At 70.3% G+C, this 26221-nt stretch carries 28 protein-coding genes and 1 riboswitch; all 28 genes read left to right on the forward strand.

Annotated elements, in window-relative coordinates; genetic code table 11:
- Positions 1 to 12: 12 nt before the first annotated feature.
- Positions 13 to 702: a ribulose-phosphate 3-epimerase gene (rpe, locus tag VG899_07095; GenBank protein ID HWA66118.1), complete on the forward strand. Its 690-nt coding sequence runs from the start codon at positions 13 to 15 to the stop codon at positions 700 to 702.
- 51 nt (positions 703 to 753) lie between these two features.
- A riboswitch (FMN riboswitch) is annotated at positions 754 to 912 on the forward strand.
- 97 nt (positions 913 to 1009) lie between these two features.
- A complete protein-coding gene (ribD, locus tag VG899_07100; protein ID HWA66119.1) occupies positions 1010 to 2104 on the forward strand; it encodes a bifunctional diaminohydroxyphosphoribosylaminopyrimidine deaminase/5-amino-6-(5-phosphoribosylamino)uracil reductase RibD in 1095 nt (364 codons plus the stop codon).
- Positions 2104 to 2700 (forward strand): riboflavin synthase, encoded by a 597-nt coding sequence (locus VG899_07105; protein HWA66120.1) that lies wholly within the window; start codon positions 2104 to 2106, stop codon positions 2698 to 2700. The genes ribD and VG899_07105 overlap by 1 nt, the downstream gene beginning before the upstream one ends.
- A gap of 26 nt (positions 2701 to 2726) precedes the next feature.
- A complete protein-coding gene (locus VG899_07110) occupies positions 2727 to 4100 on the forward strand; it encodes a bifunctional 3,4-dihydroxy-2-butanone-4-phosphate synthase/GTP cyclohydrolase II (protein HWA66121.1) in 1374 nt (457 codons plus the stop codon).
- Positions 4097 to 4597 carry a 6,7-dimethyl-8-ribityllumazine synthase gene (gene ribH / locus VG899_07115; GenBank protein ID HWA66122.1) on the forward strand — a complete coding sequence of 167 codons (501 nt, stop codon included), beginning with the start codon at positions 4097 to 4099 and terminating at the stop codon, positions 4595 to 4597. Before VG899_07110 ends, ribH begins: the two co-directional genes overlap by 4 nt.
- Positions 4598 to 4651: 54 nt before the next feature.
- Positions 4652 to 5524 carry an ATP phosphoribosyltransferase gene (gene hisG, locus VG899_07120; protein ID HWA66123.1) on the forward strand — a complete coding sequence of 291 codons (873 nt, stop codon included), beginning with the start codon at positions 4652 to 4654 and terminating at the stop codon, positions 5522 to 5524.
- A gap of 133 nt (positions 5525 to 5657) precedes the next feature.
- Entirely contained in the window at positions 5658 to 6542 is an 885-nt protein-coding gene (locus VG899_07125; GenBank protein ID HWA66124.1) for a DUF559 domain-containing protein, read from the forward strand.
- Between the two features lie 311 nt (positions 6543 to 6853).
- Positions 6854 to 7459: a translation initiation factor IF-3 gene (gene infC, locus VG899_07130; protein ID HWA66125.1), complete on the forward strand. Its 606-nt coding sequence runs from the start codon at positions 6854 to 6856 to the stop codon at positions 7457 to 7459.
- A 30-nt stretch (positions 7460 to 7489) separates the two neighbouring features.
- Complete coding sequence (gene rpmI / locus VG899_07135; protein ID HWA66126.1) at positions 7490 to 7684, forward strand: 50S ribosomal protein L35; 195 nt, start codon at positions 7490 to 7492, stop codon at positions 7682 to 7684.
- An 86-nt stretch (positions 7685 to 7770) separates the two neighbouring features.
- Entirely contained in the window at positions 7771 to 8157 is a 387-nt protein-coding gene (rplT, locus tag VG899_07140) for a 50S ribosomal protein L20 (GenBank protein ID HWA66127.1), read from the forward strand.
- Between the two features lie 36 nt (positions 8158 to 8193).
- Positions 8194 to 9000, forward strand: coding sequence for an RNA methyltransferase (locus tag VG899_07145; protein ID HWA66128.1), 807 nt, complete (start codon positions 8194 to 8196; stop codon positions 8998 to 9000).
- A 23-nt stretch (positions 9001 to 9023) separates the two neighbouring features.
- Positions 9024 to 10085 (forward strand): ATP-binding protein, encoded by a 1062-nt coding sequence (locus VG899_07150; GenBank protein ID HWA66129.1) that lies wholly within the window; start codon positions 9024 to 9026, stop codon positions 10083 to 10085.
- A 75-nt stretch (positions 10086 to 10160) separates the two neighbouring features.
- Positions 10161 to 10877: an ABC transporter ATP-binding protein gene (locus VG899_07155; protein ID HWA66130.1), complete on the forward strand. Its 717-nt coding sequence runs from the start codon at positions 10161 to 10163 to the stop codon at positions 10875 to 10877.
- The gene (locus VG899_07160; GenBank protein ID HWA66131.1) at positions 10874 to 11647 is read left to right on the forward strand and encodes an ABC transporter permease; all 774 of its coding nucleotides are present in this window, start codon (positions 10874 to 10876) and stop codon (positions 11645 to 11647) included. The genes VG899_07155 and VG899_07160 overlap by 4 nt, the downstream gene beginning before the upstream one ends.
- Positions 11647 to 12720, forward strand: a complete 1074-nt coding sequence (locus VG899_07165) for an ABC transporter substrate-binding protein (protein HWA66132.1) — start codon at positions 11647 to 11649, stop codon at positions 12718 to 12720. The genes VG899_07160 and VG899_07165 overlap by 1 nt, the downstream gene beginning before the upstream one ends.
- Positions 12721 to 12761: 41 nt before the next feature.
- On the forward strand, positions 12762 to 13871 hold the full coding sequence (pheS, locus tag VG899_07170; GenBank protein ID HWA66133.1) for a phenylalanine--tRNA ligase subunit alpha: 1110 nt from the start codon (positions 12762 to 12764) through the stop codon (positions 13869 to 13871).
- Entirely contained in the window at positions 13871 to 16330 is a 2460-nt protein-coding gene (gene pheT / locus VG899_07175) for a phenylalanine--tRNA ligase subunit beta (protein ID HWA66134.1), read from the forward strand. The genes pheS and pheT overlap by 1 nt, the downstream gene beginning before the upstream one ends.
- A 98-nt stretch (positions 16331 to 16428) precedes the next feature.
- Positions 16429 to 17457 carry an N-acetyl-gamma-glutamyl-phosphate reductase gene (gene argC, locus VG899_07180; GenBank protein ID HWA66135.1) on the forward strand — a complete coding sequence of 343 codons (1029 nt, stop codon included), beginning with the start codon at positions 16429 to 16431 and terminating at the stop codon, positions 17455 to 17457.
- A complete protein-coding gene (gene argJ / locus VG899_07185; GenBank protein ID HWA66136.1) occupies positions 17454 to 18602 on the forward strand; it encodes a bifunctional glutamate N-acetyltransferase/amino-acid acetyltransferase ArgJ in 1149 nt (382 codons plus the stop codon). Before argC ends, argJ begins: the two co-directional genes overlap by 4 nt.
- 49 nt (positions 18603 to 18651) lie before the next feature.
- Positions 18652 to 19527, forward strand: a complete 876-nt coding sequence (gene argB, locus VG899_07190; protein HWA66137.1) for an acetylglutamate kinase — start codon at positions 18652 to 18654, stop codon at positions 19525 to 19527.
- Entirely contained in the window at positions 19527 to 20729 is a 1203-nt protein-coding gene (locus tag VG899_07195) for an acetylornithine transaminase (GenBank protein HWA66138.1), read from the forward strand. Before argB ends, VG899_07195 begins: the two co-directional genes overlap by 1 nt.
- On the forward strand, positions 20726 to 21118 hold the full coding sequence (locus VG899_07200) for a response regulator (protein HWA66139.1): 393 nt from the start codon (positions 20726 to 20728) through the stop codon (positions 21116 to 21118). The genes VG899_07195 and VG899_07200 overlap by 4 nt, the downstream gene beginning before the upstream one ends.
- Complete coding sequence (argF, locus tag VG899_07205) at positions 21118 to 22053, forward strand: ornithine carbamoyltransferase (GenBank protein ID HWA66140.1); 936 nt, start codon at positions 21118 to 21120, stop codon at positions 22051 to 22053. Before VG899_07200 ends, argF begins: the two co-directional genes overlap by 1 nt.
- Positions 22050 to 22565, forward strand: coding sequence for an arginine repressor (locus VG899_07210; protein ID HWA66141.1), 516 nt, complete (start codon positions 22050 to 22052; stop codon positions 22563 to 22565). The genes argF and VG899_07210 overlap by 4 nt, the downstream gene beginning before the upstream one ends.
- A gap of 42 nt (positions 22566 to 22607) precedes the next feature.
- Positions 22608 to 23831 carry an argininosuccinate synthase gene (locus VG899_07215; GenBank protein ID HWA66142.1) on the forward strand — a complete coding sequence of 408 codons (1224 nt, stop codon included), beginning with the start codon at positions 22608 to 22610 and terminating at the stop codon, positions 23829 to 23831.
- 1 nt (position 23832) lies between these two features.
- The gene (gene argH, locus VG899_07220; protein ID HWA66143.1) at positions 23833 to 25251 is read left to right on the forward strand and encodes an argininosuccinate lyase; all 1419 of its coding nucleotides are present in this window, start codon (positions 23833 to 23835) and stop codon (positions 25249 to 25251) included.
- Complete coding sequence (locus VG899_07225) at positions 25248 to 25856, forward strand: DNA-3-methyladenine glycosylase (protein ID HWA66144.1); 609 nt, start codon at positions 25248 to 25250, stop codon at positions 25854 to 25856. The genes argH and VG899_07225 overlap by 4 nt, the downstream gene beginning before the upstream one ends.
- Before the next feature lie 12 nt (positions 25857 to 25868).
- The coding region (gene tyrS / locus VG899_07230) for a tyrosine--tRNA ligase (GenBank protein HWA66145.1) at positions 25869 to 26221 on the forward strand (353 nt) is incomplete at its 3' end.

The raw sequence follows: 26221 nt of genomic DNA on the forward strand, positions 1-26221 counted from the left end.
CCGCCACCTACCATGCGACCAATGCAGATCGCGCCGAGCATCCTGTCCGCGGACTTCGCGCGGCTTGCGGACGAGGTTGCAGCGGTCGCGGACGTGGCCGACTGGGTTCACGTCGACGTGATGGACAACCACTTCGTGCCGAACCTCACCCTGGGGCTGGGAACCGTCGAGGCGTTGCTGAAGCACACGACGCTGCCGCTGGACTGCCACCTGATGATCGAGGACCCCGATCGGCACGCCCCGGCGTACGCCGAGGCTGGCGCTGCGAGCGTCACCTTCCACGCTGAGGCTGCGCAGGCCCCGGTCCGCCTTGCCCGCGTGCTGCGCTCGGCGGGCGCCCGCGCGGGACTGGCGTTGCGGCCGGCCACGCCGATCGACGCGTACGCCGACCTGCTGCCCGAGATCGACACCGTGCTCGTGATGACCGTGGAGCCCGGTTTCGGCGGTCAGGCGTTCCTCGACGTCATGCTGCCGAAGATCCGCCGGGCGCGGGAGCTGGTCCGGGAGGGTGAGCACTCGGTGTGGGTGCAGGTCGACGGTGGGGTCGACCTCGACACGATCGAACAGTGCGCCACCGCCGGCGCGGACGTGTTCGTCGCGGGTTCGGCGGTCTACGGGCGCGACGACCCGGCTCAGGCCGTCACCCGCTTGCGCGATGCTGCCAAGAGCGCATCCGCGACGGCATGGTGGTCTGCTCCCTAGATCGTCGGTTTTGCAAGGTCATCCGGCGGGAGCAGAATGGTCGGGCAAGCCCCGCGCGCTCCGGGATCGGTGAAAGTCCGAACCGGCGGTGACGAGATGGTCCGAAGTCCGGGCCGCTCGAAGCCCGCGACCCGGCCGAAGCCATCGGCCGGTGGACCTGGTGGGACTCCAGGGCCGACGGTGAGAGTCCGGATGAGAGGCAGCGCGCGAGCGACACCCGAAGGGTGCCGTCCGTTGCGACGTGCCCGCCGGGCTGCTTCGTTCGCGGCTCCTCGTCCCGGTCCGCCGGTTCGACCCGAGGAGACGAGTGGCCAGCCCCGCCGAGACCACCGCCATGCGCAGCGCACTCGCGCTCGCGCGGGGGGCGCTCGGCACGACGAACCCGAATCCCGCGGTCGGCGCAGTCGTCCTTGACCGAAATGGCCGGGAGGCTGGGGCAGGGGTGACCGCGCCGGTCGGCGGGCCGCACGCCGAGGTGGTCGCACTGACCGCGGCCGGCGAGTCCGCCCGCGGCGGCACTCTCGTCGTGACCCTGGAACCCTGCGCGCACCGCGGTCGTACCGGCGCCTGCGCCCAGGCCGTCGTCGCGGCCGGTATCGCGCGAGTGGTCTACGCCGCCACCGACCCGAACGCCGTCGCCTCGGGCGGGGTCGACCTGTTGCGGGATGCCGGGGTCGACGTCGAAGCGGGCCTGCTCCTCGACGAGGCGGAGGCGGAGCTCGGCCCGTGGCTGGTGGCGATGGGCCGCGGCCGACCCCACGTGACGTGGAAGTACGCCGCGACGATGGACGGGCGGACCGCGGCCCGGGACGGCACCAGCCGCTGGATCACCGGCGAGGCCGCCCGCGCCGACGTCCATCAGCTGCGCGCCCGCGCCGACGCGGTTGTGATCGGCATCGGGACGCTGCTCGCGGACGACCCGGCACTGACTGTGCGCGCGGTCGACGTCGGGCGGCAGCCGGTGCGCGTCGTGGTCGACAGCCATGCGCGTACTCCCGTGGGCTCGAAGCTGCTCGACGGTGCTGCTCCGGCCCTGATCGCGGTGACGGCAAGTGCGCCTGCCAAGCGCCGAGCGGCGTTGCGTGACGCCGGCGCGGAGGTGATCGAGGTGGCGAGCAAGGACGGCCGAGTCGATCTCGGCTCGCTGGTGTCCACGCTGTTCGCCAGAGAGCTCTACCTGCTCCTGGTGGAAGGCGGAGCCACGCTCGCCGCCGGGTTCGTCGGCGACGGTCTGGTCGATCGGGTGGTCGGCTATCTCGCGCCGGCGCTCCTCGGCGCGGGGAGCGACGTGCTCGGAGGTTTCGGGGTTGGCACGATCAATGACGTGAAGCGACTGCGGTTGCGTGACGTCGCAGCCATGGGTGACGACGTACGCATCATCGCTGAGCTCGGAGGTGCGTGATGTTCACGGGGATCGTTGAGTCCGTCGGCGAGGTTGCGGCGATCGAGGATCAGACTGACGCGGTCCGCCTCACTCTCACCGGCAAGTCGCTCGACGGACTGGCCGGCGGCGAGTCGGTCGCGGTCAACGGGGTGTGCCTCACCGTCGCCGACATCCACCCTTCCGGGTTCACCGCAGACGTCATGCGGGAGACCTTGCGGCGTTCGACGCTGGGCGGGCTCGCGGTGGCGGACCGGGTGAACCTGGAGCGATCCGTCACGCCGACCACCCGGCTCGGTGGCCACATCGTCCAGGGCCATGTCGACGGCGTGGCGACCGTTGTTGCCTCACGCCCGTCGGATCACTGGCGCGAGGTCGATCTCGAGGTGCCGGCCGACCTGGTCCGCTACGTCGTCGAGAAGGGCTCGATCGCACTCGACGGCGTGAGTCTGACCGTCGCGTCCGTAGCCGGCACCACCGTCGGCGTCAGCCTGATTCCCGAAACGTTGGCGCGCACGACATTCGGGCAGCGCGAGGTCGGTGACCGGGTCAACGTCGAGGTGGACGTGCTGGCGAAGTACGTCGAGCGGCTGCTGGGTTCCAGGGAGGGCGCGTGATGGGTAGGTCAGGAGGACATCAGCCGGTGGCGGGCTTCAGCGAGGTGGAACGCGCGATCGCCGACATGGCCGCCGGGAAGCCGGTGATCGTCGTCGACGACGCGGACCGGGAGAACGAAGGCGACCTGATCTTCGCCGCCGAGATGGCCACGCCCGAACTGGTCGCGTTCATGGTGCGCTACACCTCCGGCTACATCTGCGTGCCGTTGACCGAGGCCGACTGCGACCGCCTCGACCTGCCGCCGATGTACCACACGAACCAGGACCGGCGTGGGACGGCGTACGCCGTGACGGTCGACCTGATCGAAGGCACCACCACCGGGATCTCTGCTCACGACCGTGCCTTGACCATGCGCGCGCTCGCGGACCCGAACTCCACCCCGGCGGACTTCACCCGTCCCGGTCACGTGGTTCCGCTACGGGCCAAAGACGGTGGCGTGATCCGTCGGGCGGGGCACACGGAGGCAACCATCGACCTGTGCCGGCTCGCCGGCCTGCGGCCGGCCGGGGTGCTCTGCGAGATCGTCAGCGAGAAGGACGTCGAAGGCATGGCGCGGCTCGACGAGCTCGAGGTCTTCGCGGCCGAGCACGATCTCGCGCTGATCGCGATCGCCGACCTGATCGCCTACCGCCGTCGTACCGAGAGCCAGGTCGAGCAGGTCGCGGACGCCCGCATACCCACCAACCACGGCGAGTTCCGCGCGGTGGGCTTCCGCAGCCTGGTCGACGGCATCGAGCACGTCGCCCTGGTCCGGGGGGACATCGGCGACGGCGAGGATGTGCTCGTGCGGGTCCACTCCGAATGCCTCACCGGTGACGTGTTCGGCAGCCGTCGCTGCGACTGCGGCCCGCAGCTCGACGCGGCGCTGGCGGCCGTCGCCGCGGAGGGCAGGGGAGTGGTCCTCTACGTCCGCGGCCACGAGGGGCGCGGCATCGGGCTGATGCACAAGCTGCAGGCCTACCAGCTCCAGGACCAGGGTCAGGACACCGTCGATGCCAACGTGTCCCTCGGGCTGCCGGCGGACGCGCGGGACTACGGCACGGGCGCGCAGATCTTGTCGAGCCTCGGAGTTCGCTCCATGCGGCTGTTGACGAACAACCCCGAGAAGCGTGCGGGCCTGGAGGGCTACGACCTGTCGATCATTGCCCGCGTCCCGCTTCCGGTGCGGGTGACACCGGAGAACCTGCGCTACCTCACGACCAAGCGCGATCGGATGGGCCACGACATCCCCGGGCTGCCGGCTGTCGTCGAAGAGGAGCTGACCGAGGCGAGTGCCGACGTACTTCCCGCGGCCGTAGCGGAGAGCGCGGTCCGCGCGGCGCCGGACCTCTACCGCAGCGCCGTTCGGATGGCCTACGCGCTCTCGCCGTTAGCGACACCGGTGGAGGAGGCCGAATGAGCGGCAGCGGAGCGCCGATCGAGGAGGTGCCCGACGGCAGCGGTCTGCGGGTGGCCGTCGTTGCGGCTCGCTGGCACAGCGAGATCACTGATGCGCTGCTCGCCGGCGCCCTGCGCGGCCTCGAGGACGCGCAAGTCGATGCGCCGTACGTCTGTCGGGCGCCCGGTGCGTTCGAGCTGCCCGTCATAGCCCGCGACCTCGCCGCAGAACATGACGCCGTCGTGGCGCTGGGCGTTGTCATCCGTGGCGGCACACCGCACTTCGAGTACGTGTGCTCGGCGGCTACCGACGGCCTGTCGCGGATCGCGACCGACACCGGCGTCCCGGTAGGCTTCGGGTTGCTGACCTGCGACACCACTGCGCAGGCAATCGACCGGGCGGGACTGCCTGGGTCGAGCGAGGACAAGGGACGGGAGGCCGCGATGGCTGCGGTCGAGACGGCGCTGGTGCTGCGGGCGATCCGCGCCCACCGCCATGCACCGGCGGACGGTCGCTGACCGCTCCGCCCGCATCTCGGCGCCCTGTCCTGTCCTCTTCGAAAGGCCATCACCGTGCTCTCGCTCGTGCTTCCCAAGGGTTCGCTGGAGAAGGCGACCCTCGAACTGTTCGACGCTGCCGACCTGGCCGTGCGGCGCGGGTCCGACCGCGACTACCGCGCGGGCATCTCCGATCCCCGGGTCGACCGCGTGATGTTCCTGCGGCCGCAGGAGATCCCGCGCTACGTCGAGGAAGGGCTCTTCGACCTCGGCATCACCGGTCGTGACTGGATCACCGAGACCTCGGCGAAGGTCGAATCGGTGTGTGAGCTCGAGTACTCGAAGGCGACCTCGAACCCGGTCCGGATCATCCTTGCCGTCCCTGCCGACCACCCGGCGCAGACGGGGGCGCAGCTTCCCGACGGCGTACGGGTCTCGACCGAATACCCCGAGCTCACCCGGCGGTTCTTCGCCGATGCCGGCGTCAACGCGGTCATCGTGCCGTCGTACGGCGCCACTGAGGCCAAGGTGCCCGACATCGTCGACGCGATCGTCGACGTGACCGAGACCGGCTCGTCGCTTCGCGCGCACGGGCTGCGGATCCTCGAGACGCTGCTGACCTCCCGTACCGAGCTCATCGCGAACCCGCAGGCCTACGCCGATCCGGAGAAGCGCGCCGCGATGGAGGACATCGCGCTGCTGCTGCAGGGGGCGATCCGGGCCCGGGGGACGGTCTACCTGATGCTGAACGTCTCCGAAGGCGACCTCAGCGCCGTGCTGGCCCAGCTGCCGTCGATGAGCTCACCGACGCAGACGCAGCTCGCCGGGGGTGGGTACGCGCTCGGGACCGTCGTACCCAAACAGGGCGTCAACGAGCTGATCCCTGCGCTGAAGGCAGCCGGAGCGCGGGACATCCTCGAACTCCCCATCGCCAAAATCGTCGAATAACACCCCCGGTGATCTTGACGTTTTCGGCCTGAAAGCCGCCTCATCGGGCCGAAAACGTCAAGATCACCGCGGGTATGGCCAGGCCTGTGGATGGCCGGCGCCGCCGCGCGGCCGAACTGTCGATGCTGTCGCGGTGCCTCCGACGCCGTACGTGCCATTGGCCTTGACCCACGCGCCCTTCACCTCCGCCGAAGCTGCCGTCGCCGGGGTCAGCGACTCCGCACTGCGGCGAGGGCCGTGGCGACATGTGTTCCGGGAGGTATGGGTTCACGAGGACGTCCCCGACAACCGGGAGACCCGCGTCGAGGCGGTCCGGCTCGTCCTCGGCAAGCACGCGTTCGTGTGCGGCCTGACTGCGGCGTGGATGTACGGGATCGACGCCCGTGACCGGCGCTGGCAGCTGGTCTGGGTCGGCTGCCCGACCGGCAGCCGGCTGCGGACCCGTCGGGGATGCTTCACTCGCGAGATCACGGTGACGGCTGCTGATCTGGACCTGTTCAACGGCGTACTGCTGACCACGCCGGTCCGCACGGTGTACGACTGCGCCCGCTGGCTGTCCCCGGTCGAGGCGCTCGTCGTCGCCGACGCGCTGGTCGGCCAGGGCCTGCTCACCGTGGAGGAGCTCAGCACTTACCGCAACTGTCATCGCGGCATCCGCAACGTGACTCGGGTCGACCAGCTGATCCGGACGATCGAACCGCTGTCCGAGTCTGCGATGGAAACCCGGGTGCGGCACCTGCTCACGTCCGCGGGACTGCCGCGACCGACCGCGCAGCACGTCGTACGCGACGTTGCCGGCAGCTTCGTCGCCCGCCTCGACCTCGCCTACGTCGGGATCAAGCTGGCGATCGAGTACGACGGCGCACTGCACTGGGAGCAGCGACGCGAAGACGATCGCCGGCGGGATCGGCTTCGTGCGCTGGGCTGGACCGTCATCGTGGTGAGCGCGGAGGATTACTTCAACGCGCCTGGGCTGATCGTCGACCAGGTACGCCGGGAAATGCGCCGCGCCGCCTGAGCGCCCCCACCCCGCTGATCTTGACGTTTTCGGCCCCATGAGGTGGTCAACAGGCCGAAAGCGTCAAGATCACCGAGGGAAAGGCCTGGTACGCTGTTTGCTGCGACTAGTGGGTGGAAATCGCCTACTTGCAAGTGGAGCCTCAACTCCCACCCGTTCGGTCCGCGGATTGACGGGTCACCGGTCGCCGCACCGCCGGGGAGCAGATTTCGGTGGTGGGGTCCGCCGTTGTCGTCGAGGCCTCGCATGCGCGTCGTGCGGGGCCTTTCCCGTGAAGGCCTCGCGGAAGCCAACCCAAACGTGGAGGTCCCATCAGCGTCGAACCCCGTATCAACGACCGGATTCGCGTCCCCGAGGTGCGCCTGGTCGGTCCGAACGGTGAGCAGGTCGGCATCGTCGCCATCGGCGACGCGCTGCGACTGGCCCAGGAGGCAGATCTCGACCTGGTCGAGGTAGCCGCCGAGGCCCGTCCTCCGGTCTGCAAGCTCATGGACTACGGCAAGTGGAAGTACGAGAACGCGCAGAAAGCGCGGGAGGCGCGACGCAACCAGTCGCACACGATCATCAAGGAGATGAAGCTCCGGCCGAAGATCGATCCGCACGACTACGAGACCAAGAAGGGTCACGTGGTGCGGTTCCTCAAGGCAGGAGACAAGGTCAAGATCACGATCATGTTCCGCGGCCGCGAGCAGTCCCGCCCCGAACTGGGCTTCCGGCTGCTGCAGCGACTTGCCGCGGACGTCGAAGAGCTCGGGTACGTCGAGGCGTCGCCCAAGCAGGACGGCCGCAACATGATCATGGTGATGGCCCCGCACCGAAAGCACCAGGCGCAGCCGGCACGAGCACGGCGGGCGGACAGCGAGGCGGCCAGCAACGCCGACGCTGGGCCCGAGGCTCCCGAGCAAGCTGCGGTCTAGCACCGACAACGAGGTAGGAGACAGGCAGCAATGCCCAAGATGAAGACGCACAGCGGGTCGAAGAAGCGGTTCCGCGTGACCGGTTCCGGCAAGCTCATGCACCGGCGCGCCAACCGCAACCACCTGCTCGAGCACAAGTCGTCGGTACGAACCCGCCGCCTTGCCAACGAAGAGGTCATGTCGGCAGCCGACACCAAGAAGGCCAACAAGCTGCTCGGACGTTAGGCGCGCGTCGTCTCCCCGGCGCGAACGCGCCATTCCGTTGTCTTCCTCGGCTACGAGCCGAGGCCTGATCTTTCAAGGAGAGTCCCGTGGCACGGGTGAAGCGGGCGGTCAACGCCCACAAGAAGCGTCGAGTCGTCCTCGAGCGGGCGAGCGGCTACCGCGGTCAGCGGTCGCGGCTCTACCGCAAGGCCAAGGAGCAGATGCTCCACTCGATGAACTATGCCTACCGCGACCGGCGCGCCCGCAAGGGTGACTTCCGGCAGCTGTGGATCCAGCGGATCAACGCGGCGGCGCGGGCCAACGGGATGACCTACAACCGGTTCATCCAGGGTCTGAAGGCGGCCGGTGTCGAGGTGGACCGCAAGAACCTCGCGGAGCTCGCGGTGTCGGACGAGGCGTCGTTCGCCGCTCTCGTGGAGCTTGCCCGCGCCAACCTGCCCGCGACGGGCAGCGCCGCCGGCTCCGCCGCGTAACGCTCGGCGCCGGTGCCCGCCGGTACGCCGGACGCGATCGACTCGCCGCGCAACCCGCGGATCGTCGCCGCCCGGCAGCTCCACAACGCGCGCGGACGCCGGGCAGCCGGCGCATTCCTCGCCGAGGGAGTCCACGCGGTCTTGGCGGCGCTCGACGCCGGCTTCACCGTTCGTGAGGCTTTCGTCACCGACCCCGCAGCGGCGCGCGAGCCTGAGCTGATGCGCGGCTTGGCGCGCGCCGGTGTCACGATTCACACGGTCGGCGAGCGGGCGATGCGCGCCGTCGGGGAGACCACGACGCCGCAGGGTGTCGTTGCCGTCGTCGAGCTGCCCGACCCGCCGCCGCTGCCCGATTCACCGCGGCTCGCGGTCGTGCTCCACGACTGTGCCGACCCGGGAAATGCCGGCACCGTGATTCGCAACGGCGACGCCGCCGGTGCCGCCGTTGTCGCCCTCGGGGCGCGGTCGGTCGACGTCTGGTCGGGCAAGTCGGTGCGGGCGAGCGCCGGGAGCGTGTTCAACCTCCCGCTCGTCGTGGGGCGCCAGACGGACAGCCTGGTCGACGAGCTACGCGATGCCGGGTGCCAGATCCTCGCCACGGCCGCTGACGGTGACGCCGACCTCGACGAGCTCATCGACAGTGGCGATCTGGTCTCGCCGACGGCCTGGCTGTTCGGGAGCGAGGCCCACGGCCTGCCCCGCGAGCTGCTGGATCGCGCCGACCGGGTGGTCCGCATCCCGATCCACGGCCGCGCCGAGAGCCTGAACCTCGCTGCGGCGGCCGCCATCTGCCTCTACGCCTCCGCTCACGCTCAACGATCCGCGGGAGGTCCTAGGCTCTGAGGTCGGACCAGGGAGGCGGGGACGTGCCTGAGCGGGGCGGCACCGGGTCGGCGTACGACGCGCTGCCCGACGGCGTCGTCGTGGCTGACGCCGACGGGATCGTCGTCGACGTCAACGCTGCGGCGAACCGGCTGCTCGGCGCCACTTCCGGCGGATGGGTCGGACGTCCGCTCGCGGAGGTCCTCCCGCTCATCGATCCGCAGGGTCGCGACTGGTGGGAGTGCAGCCGTCCGTACGACGGCTTGCCGACCCGGGTACGCCAGCCGGAGCGATGGCTCACGCTGAGCCGCCCCGGGCGGCCCGACGAGACCTTCCTGGTGACGGCGGCCTACCAGCGCGACGAGAACCGACGGGTGACCTCGCTGGTCGTGTCGCTTCGCGACACGAAGGCGCGCGCCCGCACCGAGCGCAGCGGCACCGAGTTGGTGTCCGTCGTCGCACACGAGCTCCGGTCGCCGTTGACCGGAGTGAAGGGCTTCACCGCGACGCTGATCAGCAAGTGGGAGCGCTTCACCGACGAACAGCGCTTGCACATGCTCCGCACGATCAACGCCGACGCCGATCGGCTGACCCGCTTGATCAGCGAGCTGCTCGACGTCTCTCGCATCGAGTCGGGGCGCCTCGAGCTGCACAAGCAGCTCGTCGACCTCCGAGCGTTGGTCGAGCGTGACGTCGCGGGCCGGATCGCGGCCGGCGAGGCGGAGAGCCGCTTCGTGGTCGAGAAGGACGACGTCCCCGAAGTGTGGGCTGATCCCGACAAGATCGGTCAGGTGATCGGCAACGTCATCGAGAACGCGCTGCGCCACGGGGCGGGCACCGTGACGGTCCAGCTCGCGGCCGAGCCTGACGGGGCGCGCCTGACGGTTTCCGACGAGGGCGAAGGCATCGCTGCCGAGGCGCTGCCGCGAATCTTCACCAAGTTCTGGCGCGACGCCCGACGCGGCGGGACCGGTCTCGGCTTGTTCATCGCGAAGGGCATCGTCGAGGCGCACGGCGGGGTCATCGAAGCAGGCCGGGCCGCCAACGGTGGTGCCGCGATCGGCTTCGCGCTGCCGGTCGGTGCACCTGCGCACCCGGAGGGCTGAGGCTCGGCCGGCGAAACGGCGATCGCCTTCCGCAACGTCTTCAAGGCGTACCGGCGTGAGCCGGACGACGTCGAGGTGCTCGACGACCTGAGCCTGACGATTGGGCGCGGCGAGTTCGTCACCGTGATCGGTCCGAGCGGCTGCGGCAAGACGACGTTGCTGCGGTTGGTCGCCGGGTTGGCAACGCCCGACAGCGGCAGCGTCACGCTGTTCGACCGACCGGTGTCGCAAGCCGTTGCGGCCAAGCAGATCGGCCTCGTGCCCCAGTCCCCGGCGCTGCTCCCGTGGCGGTCCGTGCTCGACAACGTGCGGTTCCCGCTCCAGGTCAACCGACGGCACTCGCCGTCGCGCCCACCGGACGCCCACCAGCTGCTTGCCGCTCTCGGCCTGGAAGGCGTCGCGGACCTGATGCCACACGAGCTGTCCGGCGGCATGCAGCAGCGAGTCGCGATCGCCCGTGCCTTCGTCCTCGACCCGCCCGTGCTGCTGATGGACGAGCCGTTCGCGGCGGTCGACGAGCTCACCCGTGAGACGCTTCGCCACGAGCTGCTGACCGCGTGGCAGCAGAGCGGCAAGACGGTTCTGTTCGTCACACACTCGGTGTCTGAGGCGGTGCTGCTCTCCGATCGAGTCGTGGTGATGTCCGCGGTGACGCATGGCATTCAGAGCGAGATCGACATCCCGCTCGACCGGCCCCGCGGCGACCTGGTCGAGACGACGACACAGTTCCAGAAGCTCGAACGGCAGGTGCGCCTGGAGCTGCGGCGTGGCGTCGAGAGCCGATCGCGATGAGGAAGCTTCGGCTCAGTGCATGGCTGCCGGCGGTCGTGGCGATCGCGGTGCTGCTTCTGCTGTGGCAGGTGTACGCCGACCATCATCCGTACGTCTTGCCACGGTTGTCGAAGGTCGGCTCTCGGCTCCACCACGAGCCGACCCTGTTCGTGCGAAATGCGGTGACGACCCTCGAGGAAGCGGTCGTCGGCGGCGTGATCGGGATGGGCGCCGCATTCGCGCTCGCGGTGCTGATGTTCTACGTACGAGTCGTGGAGCGGGCGATCATGCCGATCGCGGTGGTTCTGAACGTCACCCCGCTCGTCGCGATCGCGCCGGCGCTCGTGGTGGCGCTCGGATTCGGGATGACGCCGAAGTTCGTCATCGCGGCCCTGCTGGTGTTCTTCCCGTTCCTCGTCAACGTGCTCGCCGGGCTGCGCGACGTCGACCCGCAGGTGCTCGACGTCGCGGCCACGCTCGATGCGACCCGGACCGAGGTGCTCTGGCGGATCCGCCTGCCGAGTAGCCTGCCGTACCTGTTTGCGGCTGCGCGAATCTGCCTGCCGCTGAGTCTGGTCGGCGCGGTGGTCGCCGAGTTCGTAGCAGCGGGGGAGGCGAAAGGCTTGGGCACCCTGGTCGTCACCGCTGCGTCGCTCGGTGACCTCGGGACCCTCTACGCCGCCGTTGTGGTCCTCGCGGCGCTGGGGGTGGCGCTGTTCCTCGTGGTCGTCATCACCGAGCGGCTGACTCTTCGCCGGCAGGGCCGCAGGGTCGTGGGAGGTCGTGCGTGATGCGCACCAAAGTGGCGTCGCTCGCCTGCGCCGGACTGGCCGCGGTCGGGGCCCTGGCCGGCTGTAGCGGCGGCTCAACGTCGGGCACGGCCAGCCACGGCCTGGTCAGCGCGGCCCGGTGCGCGGCGAACCGCGACGCCGGCACGATCACCTACGTCTCGCCCTTCGGCTTCGACGCGTCGGCAGGGATCATCGAGGTGTTCGCGGCGGACAAGCTCGGCTACTTCGCCGATCTTTGCCTGAAGGTGCGCTTCGTCACGAGCGCGCAGAACTCGGCGGAGCTGGTGTCGGCGGGGACGGCGACGACCACGAGCACGGGTTCCGCGGCGGACTTCCTGGTCCTTGCCTCCAACGGGTCTCACGTCACGGCCGTGGCGACGTACGGCGACACGTCGGACTACTGCATCATCACCAAGCCCCAGTTCACGACGCTCACTGACCTCGAGGGCCACACGCTCGGCTACCACTTCGTCGAAGAGGCACCTGACCTCGAGATGCTGCGGGCGGCGGGCGTCGACCTGGATCGGGTGAAGCTGGTCAACACCCCCGACTTCGACCCGAACCAGATCGTGCAAGGCCGGCTCGACTCCGTCGGCTGCTACCAGTCGAACGAGCCCCTCACGCTGCGCGCGGAGCATGCGAAGTTCAACGAGTTCACCCCGGCCGAGTTCGGAGTGAAGGGCACCTACAACGTGGTGTTCTTCAACACGGGCTTCCTCGCGGCGCATCCCGCTGCGGTTGCCGACTTCATGCGTGCCGATCTGCACGCCTTCGACTATTGCGAGACCCACCAGGCGTCGTGTGTCGCGATCGAGCAGGGGTACGCGGCTAGTGCCGGGGCCGAGTTCTCGGTCAGTCACGAGCGCGCCGTCTGGCGGCTCGAGGCCGCGCTGTCGCGACGCCACACGTTGCCCGGGCGCGGAATAGGTGTGCAGAGCGCCACCGAATGGGCGCCGGAGGCCGCTGAGGTGACGAGATTCGGCTTGGCCAAGTCCGTCCCGCCGCTGTCAGAGGTGGAGAACACCGCGATCGTCGCGTCGCTGTACCGCGGCAGCAGGCTGGTTTGGCCGTAAGGCGCCGGAGCGCCGCTCACTAGAATCACGCCGAGCTGAAGATGTCCGGACCCAACTCCCAGTACGACCCCAAGGAAGTGGCTGCGCTGTCCGACGACGAACTGTCGAGCGCCGTCCAAGCCGCCCTAGGTGCGTTCTCGGCCGCGTCGGACCTCGACGCCCTCGCGGCCGCACACGCGGCGCATCTCGGACCACGCTCCGACGTAGCGCTCGCGCGCCGCGAGCTGGGTGCGCTGCCGCCCCAGGCCCGCGCCGACGCCGGCCGGCGGGTCAACGAGGCGCTGGCGGCGATCACGGCGGCCTACGACGAGCGCCACGACCTGCTCGAACGCGATCGTGACGAGCGCGTGCTGATCGAGGAGGCGGTCGACGTCACCCTGCCGTCGGAGCGCCGATTCCGGGGCGGTCGCCACCCGCTCACCGTGATTCAGGAGCGCGTGGCCGACGTCTTCGTCGCGATGGGCTGGGAGATCGCCGAAGGGCCTGAGGTCGAGGCTGCCTGGTACAACTTCGACGCGCTCAACATCCCGCCCGCACACCCGGCGCGCGAGACGCAGGACACGTTGTGGATCGACCCGCCGGAAGCGGGTGTGCTCCTTCGTACCCAGACCTCTCCGGTCCAGATCCGGGCGCTTCTCGCCCGTGGGGCGCCCTGCTACGTCGCAGTGCCTGGTCGGGTGTACCGCCAGGAGGCGCTCGACGCCACACATAGTGCGGTCTTTCACCAGCTCGAGGGGCTCGCGGTCGACGAGGGCCTCACGATGGGGGACCTGCGCGGCACCCTCGACGCGCTCGCGCGCGCGATGTTCGGTGCGCAGGCGCGGACTCGGCTGCGGCCCGACCACTATCCCTTCACCGAGCCGTCGGCGGACGTGGACCTGCAGTGCTGGGTGTGTCACGGGACCTCGACCGAGCCCGGCGCTGCGCGCTGTCACACCTGCCGTTCCGAAGGTTGGGTCGAGTGGGGCGGCAGCGGCATGGTGCATCCGTCCGTGCTCGCGTCGGCCGGCGTCGACCCGAAGCGCTTCACCGGTTTCGCCTTCGGGATGGGTCTCGAGCGCACACTGATGTCGCGCCACGACATGAAGGACATCCGCGACCTCGTCGAAGGCGACGTACGTGTCACCGCCGCGTTGGGGCGTGAGAGCTGATGCTCGCCCCTCTGTCCTGGCTGCGTGAGTACGTCGAGCTCCCCGCCGACGTCACGGCGCGTGTGGTCGCGGAACGGCTCACCGCGGCAGGGCTGCAAGTGGAGCGAATCGAACGCCAAGGCGAGGGCATCGACGGCGTGGTTGCGGCGAAGGTCCTCGCGATCGAGGAGCTGGCCGGATTCAAGAAGCCGATCCGGTGGGTGACCCTGTCCGACGGCGCCGACCAGCGGCAGGTGATCTGCGGTGCGACGAACTTCGCGGTGGGCGACGTCATTGCCTACGCCCGGCCGCCCGCGACACTGCCGGGTGACTTCCGGATCGAGGCACGAGAGGCGTACGGGCACCTCTCGGACGGGATGATCTGCTCGGGCCGCGAGCTCGCCATCTCGGACGACCACAGCGGCATCCTGATCCTGTCGCCGGACGTCGAGCTCGGCAGCGACGTCGTCGACTCACTCGGCCTGCGCGAGGACATCCTCGACATCTCGATCAACCCGGACCGTGGATACGCCCTGTCGATCCGCGGTGTCGCCCGTGAGGTGGCGATCGCCTACGACACCGCCTTTCGCGATCCCGCCGCGTCGACGTTGCCGAGTCCGAGCGGCCCCGGGCATCAGGTGCGGCTCGAGGACGCCGGCTGTGACCGCTACCTCGCGGTCGCCCTCGCCGATCTCGACCCGACGGTCGACTCGCCCGCGTGGTTGCAACGCAGGCTCGTGCAGGGCGGGATGCGGCCGATCTCCCTGATGGTCGACGTCACCAACTACGTCATGCTCGCGGTCGGGCAGCCCACCCACGCCTTCGACCGGGCCTCCCTCAGGGGAGCGATCGTGGTGCGGCGTGCCATGGCGGGCGAGCGGTTGCGCACCCTCGACGACGTCGATCGAGACCTCGATCCGCGCGACCTCGTGATCGCCGACGACAGCGGTCCGATCGCGCTTGCGGGGGTGATGGGCGGCGCCGCGACCGAGATCACCGGCTCGACGCGTGACGTCCTGCTGGAATCCGCCCACTTCGAGCCGACGACGGTGGCCTACACCGCGCGCCGCCACCGGCTGGGCTCGGAGGCGTCCCGCCGCTTCGAGCGCGGAGTCGACCAGGAGCTGGCGCCGGCTGCTGCGGAGCTCGCCGTCTCGCTGCTTGTCGAGCTCGGCGCCGCTCGTCGTACCGGCGAGGTGACCGACGTCGACGACCGCACGCCGGCTGAGGTGATCACGATCGACGCCGCGCTGCCGAGTCGCATCGCGGGCGTCGTCTACCCGACCGAGACCGTCGTGCGACGCCTCTCACAGATCGGTTGCGAGGTGGCGGAACGTGACGGCGGGGAGCTGACCGTGCGTCCGCCGTCGTGGCGGCCGGACCTTCGCCTCGACGTCGACCTGGTCGAGGAGGTAGTCCGCCTCGAGGGCTACGCGGGCCTGCCATCGACCCTGCCACGGGCGACCGCCGGCAGCGGGCTGACCCACGCGCAGCGGTTGCGGCGCGTGATCGGGCGCGCAATGGCCGGCGCCGGTTACACCGAGGTGTTGTGCTCGCCGTTCGTCGGCCCGGAGACCGCTGCCGCCCTCATGCTCGAGCCTGGCGACGGCCGCATTCCGTCGGTGCGGATCGCGAACCCGGTCTCCGACGCGGAGCCGTTCCTGCGGGCGAGCCTGCTGCCGGGGCTGTTCGCCGCGGTCGCCCGGAACGTGGGGCGTGGCATGCACGACGTCGCGTTGTTCGAGACCGGGCCGGTGTTCCGCAACCGAGATGCGGGCGCTGCGCCGGTCCTCCCGGCGGCGGTTCGGCCGAGCGATGACGACCTCGCTGCTCTCGACGCCGCGCTTCCGGACCAGCCCGGCCGCATCGCCGCGGTGCTCGCGGGACAACGTGACCCGGGGGGCTGGTGGGGACCGGGCCGCGCGGCTGCCTGGTCCGATGCGATCGACGTGGCTCGGCTGCTCGGTGACGAGCTCGGTTTCCCCGTCACCGTCGCCGATGACCGCCACGCGCCGTTCCACCCGGGGCGCTGCGCCTCGCTGTCGGTCGACGGCACGCTGATCGGTCACGGCGGTGAGCTGCACCCGCGGGTGATCGAGGCGTTCGGGCTTCCTGCCCGTGCGGTCGCGGTGGAGCTGTCCCTCGACGCGCTGCTCGACGCAGCACTGCCGGTGCAGGCGGCCCCGGTGGTCTCTGCCTACCCCGCGGCCACGATCGATGTCGCGGTCACCGTCGCCGAGACCGTCGCCGCTGCCGACCTCGAGCAGGCGTTGCGAGACGGGGCGGGTGAGCTTCTCGAAGCGATCCGGCTCTTCGACGTCTACCAGGGCGTCCAAGTCGGCGCGGGCCGCAAATCGATGGCCTTCGCGCTGCGGCTGCGTGCCGCCGACCGCACGCTGGCCGCGGAGGAGGTGGCGGCAGCACGCGACCGAGCCGTCGCGGCGGCCGCAGACCGTTTCGGTGCGGAGCTTCGTAGCTGACCTGCGTCGCATATCCACTCGCCTACCTGGATGGCAATGCAGTAGCCTCGGAAAACCAGCGTCGGTGCGACGCGAGAGTCGGAGGGTAGGGCCGGGACGTGGGTGTGCAGGCCGCTGTCGTCGGCGCGAGCGGGTACGCCGGCGGCGAGCTGTTGCGGTTGCTCGACGCCCACCCGAGCTTCGAAGTGGGAGCACTCGTCGCGGGAGGCAACGCCGGGCGGCGCCTCGGCGAGCTCCATCCGCAGCTCGTCACACTTGCTGAGCGCGTGCTGGTCGACGCGAGCGCGCCGGAGCTCCGCGAGGCCGACCTCGTCTTCCTTGCCCTGCCACATGGCGCGACGGGCCCGGTCGTCGCTGCGCTGTCCCCGGACACCTACATCGTGGACATCGGCGCCGACTATCGGCTGGCCGACGCCGCCGACTGGCGGCGCTGGTACGGCGGTGACCATCCGGGCACCTGGACGTACGGGCTTCCGGAGCTGCCAGGGGCGAGAGACGCGATCTCCGGCAAGCTGCGGGTCGCGAACCCGGGCTGCTACGCAACGGCCGTACAGCTGGGGCTGGCACCGCTGATCGCGGCGGAGCTGGTGGAGCCGGTCGACCTCGTCGTGGTCGCCGGCAGCGGCACGAGTGGCGCCGGACGCAGTCCGGTCGTCGAGCAGCTTGCGACCGAGGTGATGGGGGACCTGTCCGCCTACAAAGTCGGCGGCGCGCATCGCCACATCGCCGAGATCAGGCAGTCGTTGCGCGCGATCGCAGGCAGCGAGGTCAGCCTCTCCTTCACCCCGATGCTCGTCCCGATGCCGCGCGGCATCCTGGCCACCTGCACCGCCCGGCTGAGGCCAGGGGTGGGTGAGGCGCAGCTGCGGGCAGCGTTTGCCTGCTACGACGGGGAGCCGTTCGTCACGCTGCTGCCCGAAGGACAGCTCCCGCACACGGGTGCCACGTCGGGTTCGAACAGCGCACACCTTCAGGTGGCCGCCGACACCGATGCTGGGCGGGCCGTCGTGCTCGTCGCGCTCGACAACCTCGGAAAAGGCGCCGCAGGTCAGGCGATTCAGAACGCCAACCTGATGCTCGGCCTGCCGGAGACGACGGGCTTGCCGGTGAACGGCGTGGCGCCGTGAGCGTCACCGCACCGAAGGGATTCCGGGCTGCCGGGGTGTTGTGCGGGCTGAAGGACAGCGGGCGCGACCTGGCGCTGGTGGTCAACGACGGACCGCAGTCTGCTGCGGCCGGCGTCGTCACAGCGAACCGGGTCAAGGCCGCCCCGGTCATCTGGACCCAGCAGGTCCTCGTGGGCGGCGAGGTCAAGGCGGTCGTCCTGAACTCGAAGTACGCCAACGCGTGCACCGGTCCGGCCGGCTTCCAGATCTCGCACTCGACCGCAGAGGCGGTTGCCGAGGCGTTGGGGGTTGGCGCGGGTGAGATCGCGGTGTGCTCCACCGGCAAGATCGGCGAGCCGCCGCCGCTGGACACGTTGCGCGGCGGTGTCGCCGCGGCCGTTGCGGCGTTGAGCGCCGACGGCGGCCACGACGCGGCGGACGCGATTCGCACCACCGACACGGTCACGAAGGAGGCGACCTCGTCCGGCGAGGGGTGGTCGGTGGGCGGCATGGCGAAAGGCGCCGGCATGCTCGCCCCCGCGCTCGCGACCATGCTGTGCGTCGTCACGACCGATGCGGTGGCCGATCCCGAGACCCTGGAACGGTCGCTGCGCAGGGCGACCGCACTGACCTTCGATCGCATCGACTCCGACGGCTGCATGTCGACGAACGACACGGTTCTGCTTCTCGCCAGCGGCGCTTCGGGTGTCGCGCCGAGCCAGGGCGCCCTCGACGCCGCAGTGTTCGAGGTGTGCTCGTCGTTGGCGCGTCAACTCATCGCGGACGCTGAAGGCGCCAGCAAGGACATCGAGGTCGAGGTCCGTGGGGCGGCGAGCGAGGCAGATGCCCTCGAGGTGGCGCGAGCGGTCTCGCGTAGCAACCTGCTCAAGTGCGCGTTGCACGGCGAGGACCCCAACTGGGGCCGGATCCTCGCTGCGGTGGGCACGACCGACGCGGCCTACGACGAGCTGACTCTCGACGCGGCGATCAACGGCGTCTGGGTCTGCCGGGACAGCGCGCCGGGTGCGGATCCGGCGACGGTCGACATGAGCGGGCGGGAGATCTCGATCGTGGTGGATCTGAAGGCCGGTAGCGAGTCCGCGACGGTCTGGACCAGTGACCTCACCGCTGAATACGTCCACGAGAACTCGGCGTACTCGACATGAAGTCGCAACGGAGGTCCTTGCTTCGCTCACCGCTTTGCGGGGGCGGCGAATGAACCGCAAGATCGACCTCCAGTCGCGCGCGGCAGCCCTGGTCGAAGCGCTGCCGTGGCTGGAGCAGTTCCACGGCAAGACCGTGGTGGTGAAGTACGGCGGGCACGCGATGACCGACCAGCCGCTGCGGGAGGCCTTTGCGCAGGACGTCGTGTTCCTGCGCTACGCCGGCGTCCGGGTGGTCGTCGTGCACGGCGGCGGCCCGCAGATCAACGCCCACCTCGACCGGCTCGGCATCGAGCAGAAGTTCGCCGGTGGGTTGCGGGTGACGACGCCGGAGACGATGGACGTCGTCCGCATGGTGCTGGTCGGCCAGGTGCAGCGCGAGATCGTCGGCCTGCTCAACGCGCACGGCCCGTTCGCGGTCGGCTTGTCCGGCGAGGACGCGCGGCTGATGACCGCGTCGCGGCGGCCGGGCATCGTCGAGGGCGAAGAGGTCGACATCGGGTTGGTCGGTGACGTCGACTACGTGGACGCGGGCGTGCTCGAAGGGCTGCTGACGGACGGCCGGATCCCGGTTGTGGCCAGTGTCTGCCGTGGTGCGAACGGAGAGGTCTACAACGTCAACGCCGACACGGCGTCAGCGGCCGTTGCCGTCGCGGTCAGTGCCCAGAAGCTCGTCGTCCTCACCGACGTCGAGGGGCTCTACGCCGACTGGCCGAACAGCAGCGAGGTCATCAGCAGTCTGCGGGCCGATGAGCTCGCGACGATGCTGCCCACCTTGTCCGAGGGAATGATTCCGAAGATGGAGGCGTGCCTTCGCGCGGTGCGGGGTGGCGTCGCAGCGGCTCATGTCCTCGACGGGCGCGTGCCGCACGCGCTCCTCCTCGAGCTCCTGACCGACTCCGGGGTCGGCACGATGGTGACTGCGTGATGACGGGCAACGCCGAGTTCCGGCAGCGCTGGGACGCCGTCATGATGCGCAACTACGGTTCGCCGCACCTTGCCCTCGTCAGCGGCTCAGGTACGACGGTGACCGACGCGGACGGGCGGGAATACCTCGACCTGATTGCCGGCATCGCCGTCTCCTCGCTCGGCCACGCCCATCCTGCGGTCGTCAAGGCCGTGACCGACCAGGTCTCCACGCTGGCGCACACCTCCAACCTCTTCATCAACCCGCCTGCGCTTGCACTCGCCGAACGGCTCGCCGCGCTGATCGGCGTACCCGGCGTCAGGGTCTTCCTCAGCAATGACGGCGCCACTGCCAACGAGGCGGCGATCAAGACCGCGCTGCGCGCCCGGCCCGGCCGGCGCAGGTTCGTGGCCGCCGAGTCGTCCTTCCACGGCCGCACGCTCGGGGCGCTCGCTCTGACCGGGAAGGCCGCGATTCGCGAGCCGTTCGGCCCGTTCGGCATCGACGTGGACTTCGTGCCGTACGGCGACGCCGCCGCGCTGTCGGCCGCCGTGGACGAGCGCACCGCGGCGGTCTTCCTCGAGCCGACGCTGGGCGAAGCAGGCGTGATCCCGCCGCCCGACGGTTATCTCCGGCAGGCCCGCGCGGCCTGCGACGCCGCCGGCGCCCTGCTGGCGGTTGACGAGGTGCAGGGCGGCATCGGCCGGACCGGCAAGTGGTTCGCGCATCAGCACGAAGGCATCGTTCCCGACCTCGTGACCGTGGCGAAGGGCCTCGGCGGCGGACTGCCGGTCGGCGCGTGTCTGGGCACCGGCGAGGCAGCCGAGGCGCTGCAGCGCGGTGATCACGGGTCGACGTTCGGTGGCAACCCCGTCTCCTGCGCCGCGGCGCTCGCCGTCATCGACGTCATCGCCGACAACGGGCTGCTCGAGCAGGTCGAGACGGTCGGCAAGCAGTGGAAGGCCGAGCTCGCCGGGTGCGCCGGCGAGTTGCTCACCGGCGTGCGCGGCCGCGGTCTGTGGCTGGGTCTGGAGACCAGCGGTGGCGCCTCGGCCATCGAGGCGGCGGCACGCGACGCCGGCTTCCTGGTCAACGCGACGGGACCGGACGCCGTCCGGCTCGCGCCACCGTTGATCCTGACCGCTGCCGAGGCCGCATCGTTCACGGCCGCGTTGCCGGCCATCCTCGACGCGGCGGGCAAAGTGATGGGGGAGACCGCATGACCGCGACACAGATCCTGGTGGTCGAGGACGATCCCAGCGTCCGCGGTTTGCTCGAGTCGCTGTTGCAGGGCGAGGGCTACGCCGTCACGACGGCATCGGACGGCATCGGGGGGCTGGTGAAGGTCGCCGCGAACCGCCCCGCGCTGGTGCTGCTGGACGTGATGATGCCGGACCTCGGCGGGATCCGCGTGCTCGAAGAGCTCCAGGCCGACCCGGCAACCGCAGACCTCCCGGTGCTGATCGTCACGGGCAAGCTCGACGCCGTACCGGCGCTGGCCGCCATGATCGGCGCGGACAACGTGATCCCGAAGCCGTTCGCGGTTGCGCAACTGCTGGCTCGAATCGCGGAGGTCACGGGTGGGCCCGTGACCCGGCCGGAGGTGAAGTGATGGCAGGCCTTCGGCACTTCCTCATCGACGACGACCTGACGGCCGACGAGCAGCTCGCGGTGCTCGACACGGCTGCCCGGATGAAGGCGGATCGCTGCGCGGAGCAACCACTTGCCGGGCCGCGGTCGGTGGCGGTGATCTTCGAGAAGCCTTCGACCCGGACCCGGTTGTCGTTCGAGGTGGGTATCGCCGAGCTCGGTGGCCACCCGGTGGTCATCGACTCCCGGAGCACTCAGCTCGGCCGTGGCGAGACGATCGAAGACACCGCTCGGGTGCTGTCTCGCTACGTCGACGCGATCGTCATCAGGACGTTCGGGCAGGACCGCATCGAGGCGCTCGCGGCGGCTGCGTCGGTGCCGGTCGTGAACGCGCTCACGGACTTGGCTCATCCCTGCCAGGTGCTCGCCGACCTGCAGACGGTCCGCGAGCACAAAGGCGGTCTGTCGGGAGTGACGCTCGCCTATCTCGGCGATGGCAACAACATGGCGCACTCGCTGCTGCTCGGCGGCGCGATGGCGGGGATGCACGTGCGTACCGGCTGTCCCGACGGCTACCTGCCTGATCCCGGGATCGTCTCCCGCGCCGAGCTCCTGGCGAAGGCGAGCGGTGGGAGCGTCAGCGTGCTCACGGACCCGGTCGCGGCGGCGACCGGCGCAGACGTCCTCTACACCGACGTCTGGGCGTCGATGGGTCAGGAGGACGACGCGGCCAATCGCCTCGAGGCCTTCGCGCCGTACACGCTGGATGCCGCGAAGCTCGCCGCAGCGGCCGACGACGCCGTGGTCATGCACTGCCTTCCGGCGCATCGCGGCGAGGAGATCTCGGCGGAGGTCATGGACGGCCCGGCGAGCATCGTGTTCGACCAAGCGGAGAACCGGCTGCACGCGCAGAAGGCGTTGCTGGCCTTCCTGATCGGGAACGGGGTGCCGCGATGACGACGGCGAGACCCCGCGAGCAGGCCAGCCCGCACACCAAGATCGCCCGGCAGTCCCGGATCGCAGCGGTGCTGCGTGCGCATGAGGTGCGCTCGCAGACCGAGCTTGCGCGGCTGCTGGCCGACGAAGGCCTGGTCGTCACGCAGGCGACGTTGTCGCGCGACCTGGACGAGCTCGGCGCCGCGAAGCTGAGACACCCGGCGGGCGGCACGGTGTACTCGCTGGGCGATGAGGCCCCCGGACCGGTGCTTCGCGCTCTTTCAGACGCGAAGGACGGCCGGGTGTCGCGGCTGGCGGCAGAGCTGCTGGTCTCGGCGGAGGCCAGCGCCAATCTCGTGGTGGCGCGCACACCCCCCGGCGGGGCGCACCTGCTCGCGTCGGCGATCGACCGCGCGGCGATGCCGGACGTGCTCGGCACGGTGGCAGGAGACGACACCGTGCTGCTCATCGCCCGCGACCCTCGCGGCGGTCAGAAGCTCGCCGAGCGGCTGCGCCGGATGGCCGGAGAGTGAAGACTTGATGTTCGACACGACACCTGACAGGAGCTCACCCAGATGACCGACCGCGTCGTACTCGCCTATTCCGGCGGCCTCGACACCTCCGTGGCCATCGGCTGGATCGCCGCCGAGACCGGTGCCGAGGTGATCGCCGTCGCCGCGGACGTCGGACAGGGGGGCGAGGACCTCGACGTCATCCGGCAGCGCGCCCTGGCATGCGGCGCGGTCGAGGCCGTCGTCGTCGACGCTCGCAGCGAGTTCGCCGAGGAGTACTGCCTGCCCGCGCTGAGGGCGAACGCCCTCTACATGGACCGCTACCCGCTGGTCTCGGCGCTGTCGCGGCCGGTGATCGTCAAGCACATGGTCGACGCTGCGCGCAAGCACGGCGCCAACATCATCAGCCACGGCTGCACCGGCAAGGGGAACGACCAGGTCCGCTTCGAGGTCGGCATCGCCGCGCTCGCGCCCGACCTGAAGGTCACGGCTCCGGTGCGCGACTCCGGCATGACGCGCGACAAGGCGATCGCGTTCGCCGAGGAGCAGAACCTGCCCATCGACGTGACAAAGAAGTCGCCGTACTCGATCGACCAGAATGTCTGGGGTCGTGCCGTCGAAACCGGCTTCCTGGAGGACGTCTGGAACGCGCCCATCGAGGACGTGTACTCCTACACCGCCGACCCCTCGGTCGCTCGCGAGGCGGATGAGGTCGTGATCACCTTCGTCGACGGCGCACCGACCGCGATCGACGGCCAGCCAGTGACGATGCTCGAGGCCATCGAGCAGCTCAACAAGCGCGCCGGCGGCCAGGGCGTCGGTCGGCTCGACATGGTCGAGGACCGCCTCGTCGGGATCAAGAGCCGCGAGGTCTATGAAGCTCCTGGCGCGCTGGCGTTGATCGAGGCCCACAAGCACCTCGAGGACCTGACGATGGAGAAGGAGACCGCGCGCTTCAAGAAGTCGGTGGAGCGGCGCTGGACGGAGCTGGTGTACGACGGGCTGTGGTTCTCCCCGTTGCGGCGCTCACTCGACGCCTACATCGATGAGGCGTCCAAGCACGTCAGCGGCGACATCCGGATGGTGCTGCACGGCGGCCGCGCGGTCGTGACCGGCCGCCGCAGCCAGGCTTCGCTCTACGACTACAACCTGGCGACCTACGACGCGGAGGACACCTTCGACCAGCGCTTGGCGAAGGGTTTCGTCGAGCTGTGGGGCCTGCCGACCAAGATCGCGGCACAACGCGATCAGCGGCTGGCGACGCCGGGCGACCAGCGGCTTGGCTGACGTGTCGGAGACCTCTCCGCCCACCCGGCTGTGGGGCGGGCGTTTCGCCGGAGGCCCGGCGGAGGCGCTCGCTCGGCTGTCGATGAGCGTGCACTTCGACTGGCGGCTCGCGCCCTACGACCTGCTCGCTTCGCGCGCCCACGCCCGGGTGCTGCACCGCGCCGGCCTGCTCGACGACGCCGAGTGCAGCCGGCTGCTCACCGCGCTCGACGACCTGGATCGCGACGCGCGAGACGGGACGTTCAAGCCCGGCGCGGAGGACGAGGACGTGCACACCGCGCTGGAGCGAGGGCTGCTCGAGCGGGTCGGTTCGCTGGGCGGCAAGCTGCGGGCCGGACGCAGCCGCAACGACCAGATCGCGACCGACCTTCGGCTGTACCTGCGTGACCACGTGCGGCAGATCGTGGGACGCATCGCCGAGCTGGAGCTGGCGTTGATGGCGCAAGCCGAGCTGACGCTCGAGGCGCCGGCGCCCGGCCTGACACACATGCAGCACGCCCAGCCGATCGTCTTCGCGCATCAGCTGCTCGCGCACGTGCAGGCCTTCGCCCGTGATGTCTCCCGGCTCGAGGACTGGGACATCCGGACGTCGGTCAGCCCGCTCGGCTCGGGCGCGCTGGCCGGATCCTCGCTGCCGCTGGATCCGGATGCCGTCGCCGCAGAGCTCGGCTTCGCGAGGGCCGCGGCCAACTCACTCGACGCGGTCAGCGATCGCGACTTCGCCGCGGAGTTCCTGTTCTGCGCCGCTCTGATCGGCGTACACCTGTCGCGGCTCGGGGAAGAGGTCGTCCTGTGGGCCACGAGCGAGTTCCGGTGGGTGCAGCTCGACGACACGTTCAGCACCGGCTCCTCGATCATGCCGCAGAAGAAGAACCCCGACGTCGCTGAGCTCGCGCGTGGCAAGGCGGGCCGGCTGGTCGGCGACCTCACGGCCATCCTCACGATGCTCAAGGGCCTGCCCCTCGCCTACGACCGCGACCTGCAGGAGGACAAGGAGCCGGTGTTCGACGCGGTCGACACTCTGCTGCTGGTGCTTCCCGCGGTCGCGGGGATGGTCGCGACGATGACCGTGGACGTGGAGCGGCTCGCTGCGACCGCCGCCGACGGCTACGCCCTCGCCACCGACGTGGCCGAGCACCTGGTGCGCAGAGGTGTCCCGTTCCGCGAGGCGCACGAGGCGGTCGGCGAGCTCGTCGCGTACTGCGAGTCCAAGGGCGTCGATCTGCCGGAGGTGTCCGACGACGCGCTGCTGGCCGTGAGCGCGCACCTCACCCCCGACGTGCGGGAGGTGCTGTCGGTGCAGGGCGCACTCGACGCGCGGGCGGCGCGGGGCGGAACCGCTCCCGCGCGGGTCGCGGAGCAGCTCGCGGAGCTTCGAACCACGGTCGAGGCGCATCAGGAGTGGTCCGGCACCGCGTGAGGCCGATCGCGCGGTCGTTCTACGACCGCCCGGTGCTCGCGGTGGCACGCGACCTGCTCGGTTGCGTCGTCAGCGCGGGCGGAGTGTCGATCCGGCTCACCGAGGTCGAGGCGTACGACGGAGCCAATGACGCCGCGTCGCACGCGTACCGCGGTCCTTCGCCGCGCAACGCCGTCATGTTCGGGCCACCCGGCCACGCCTACGTCTACTTCACCTACGGGATGCACTACTGCATGAACCTCGTGTGCGCGCCAGAGGGAACCGCCGCGGCCGTGCTGCTTCGGGCCGGCGAGGTCGTCGACGGGCTCGACGTCGCGCATGCGCGGCGACCCGCTGCGCGTGCGGCACGTGACCTGGCCCGTGGCCCGGCGCGGCTGTGCACGGCACTCGCGGTCGACCGCGCGTTCGACGGCGTCGACGTCACAGTGCCCGGGTCGCCGATCACCGTGCACGCGGGTGCGGGCGTACCGGACGAGGCGGTCCGGGTCGGCCCGCGCGTCGGGATCTCCGCGGCGGCGGACTGGCCGTACCGATTTTGGATCGACGGGGCGGCAACGGTGTCCGCGTTTCGTCCGCACGTGCCGCGGCGGCGGGGGACCGCCTGAGACAATGGCGGGGTGACCGCCGACATCCTCGACGAGCTCGCGTGGCGTGGGCTGATCGCCCAGACCACCGACGAGGCCGCGCTTCGCAAAGAGCTCGCGGACGGTCCGGTGACGCTCTACTGCGGCTTCGACCCGACCGCGGAGAGCCTGCACGCGGGCAACCTGCTCCAGCTGATCACCCTGCGACGATTTCAGCTGGCGGGGCATCGTCCGATCGTGCTGGCCGGCGGTGCGACCGGACTGATCGGCGATCCCAGCGGTCGCTCGAGCGAGCGCGACTTCGTGACCCGCGAAGAGGTCAGTGCGCGGGTGGAACGGATCAAGCCGCAGCTCGAGCGATTCGTCGACCTGGCCGGCGGCCGGGC

This window comes from Mycobacteriales bacterium (assembly GCA_035550055.1).
Lineage (GTDB): Bacteria > Actinomycetota > Actinomycetes > JAFAQI01 > JAFAQI01 > DASZTV01.

Excerpts from the sequence above, each read along its gene's own strand:
- rpe (HWA66118.1), top strand. The coding sequence starts at position 13 with ATGCGACCAATGCAGATCGCGCCGAGCATCCTGTCCGCGGACTTCGCG.
- VG899_07105 (HWA66120.1), top strand. The coding sequence starts at position 2,104 with ATGTTCACGGGGATCGTTGAGTCCGTCGGCGAGGTTGCGGCGATCGAG.
- ribH (HWA66122.1), top strand. The coding sequence starts at position 4,097 with ATGAGCGGCAGCGGAGCGCCGATCGAGGAGGTGCCCGACGGCAGCGGT.
- rpmI (HWA66126.1), top strand. The coding sequence starts at position 7,490 with ATGCCCAAGATGAAGACGCACAGCGGGTCGAAGAAGCGGTTCCGCGTG.
- VG899_07160 (HWA66131.1), top strand. The coding sequence starts at position 10,874 with ATGAGGAAGCTTCGGCTCAGTGCATGGCTGCCGGCGGTCGTGGCGATC.
- VG899_07165 (HWA66132.1), top strand. The coding sequence starts at position 11,647 with ATGCGCACCAAAGTGGCGTCGCTCGCCTGCGCCGGACTGGCCGCGGTC.
- pheS (HWA66133.1), top strand. The coding sequence starts at position 12,762 with ATGTCCGGACCCAACTCCCAGTACGACCCCAAGGAAGTGGCTGCGCTG.
- pheT (HWA66134.1), top strand. The coding sequence starts at position 13,871 with ATGCTCGCCCCTCTGTCCTGGCTGCGTGAGTACGTCGAGCTCCCCGCC.
- argB (HWA66137.1), top strand. The coding sequence starts at position 18,652 with ATGAACCGCAAGATCGACCTCCAGTCGCGCGCGGCAGCCCTGGTCGAA.
- VG899_07195 (HWA66138.1), top strand. The coding sequence starts at position 19,527 with ATGACGGGCAACGCCGAGTTCCGGCAGCGCTGGGACGCCGTCATGATG.
- VG899_07200 (HWA66139.1), top strand. The coding sequence starts at position 20,726 with ATGACCGCGACACAGATCCTGGTGGTCGAGGACGATCCCAGCGTCCGC.
- argF (HWA66140.1), top strand. The coding sequence starts at position 21,118 with ATGGCAGGCCTTCGGCACTTCCTCATCGACGACGACCTGACGGCCGAC.
- VG899_07210 (HWA66141.1), top strand. The coding sequence starts at position 22,050 with ATGACGACGGCGAGACCCCGCGAGCAGGCCAGCCCGCACACCAAGATC.
- VG899_07215 (HWA66142.1), top strand. The coding sequence starts at position 22,608 with ATGACCGACCGCGTCGTACTCGCCTATTCCGGCGGCCTCGACACCTCC.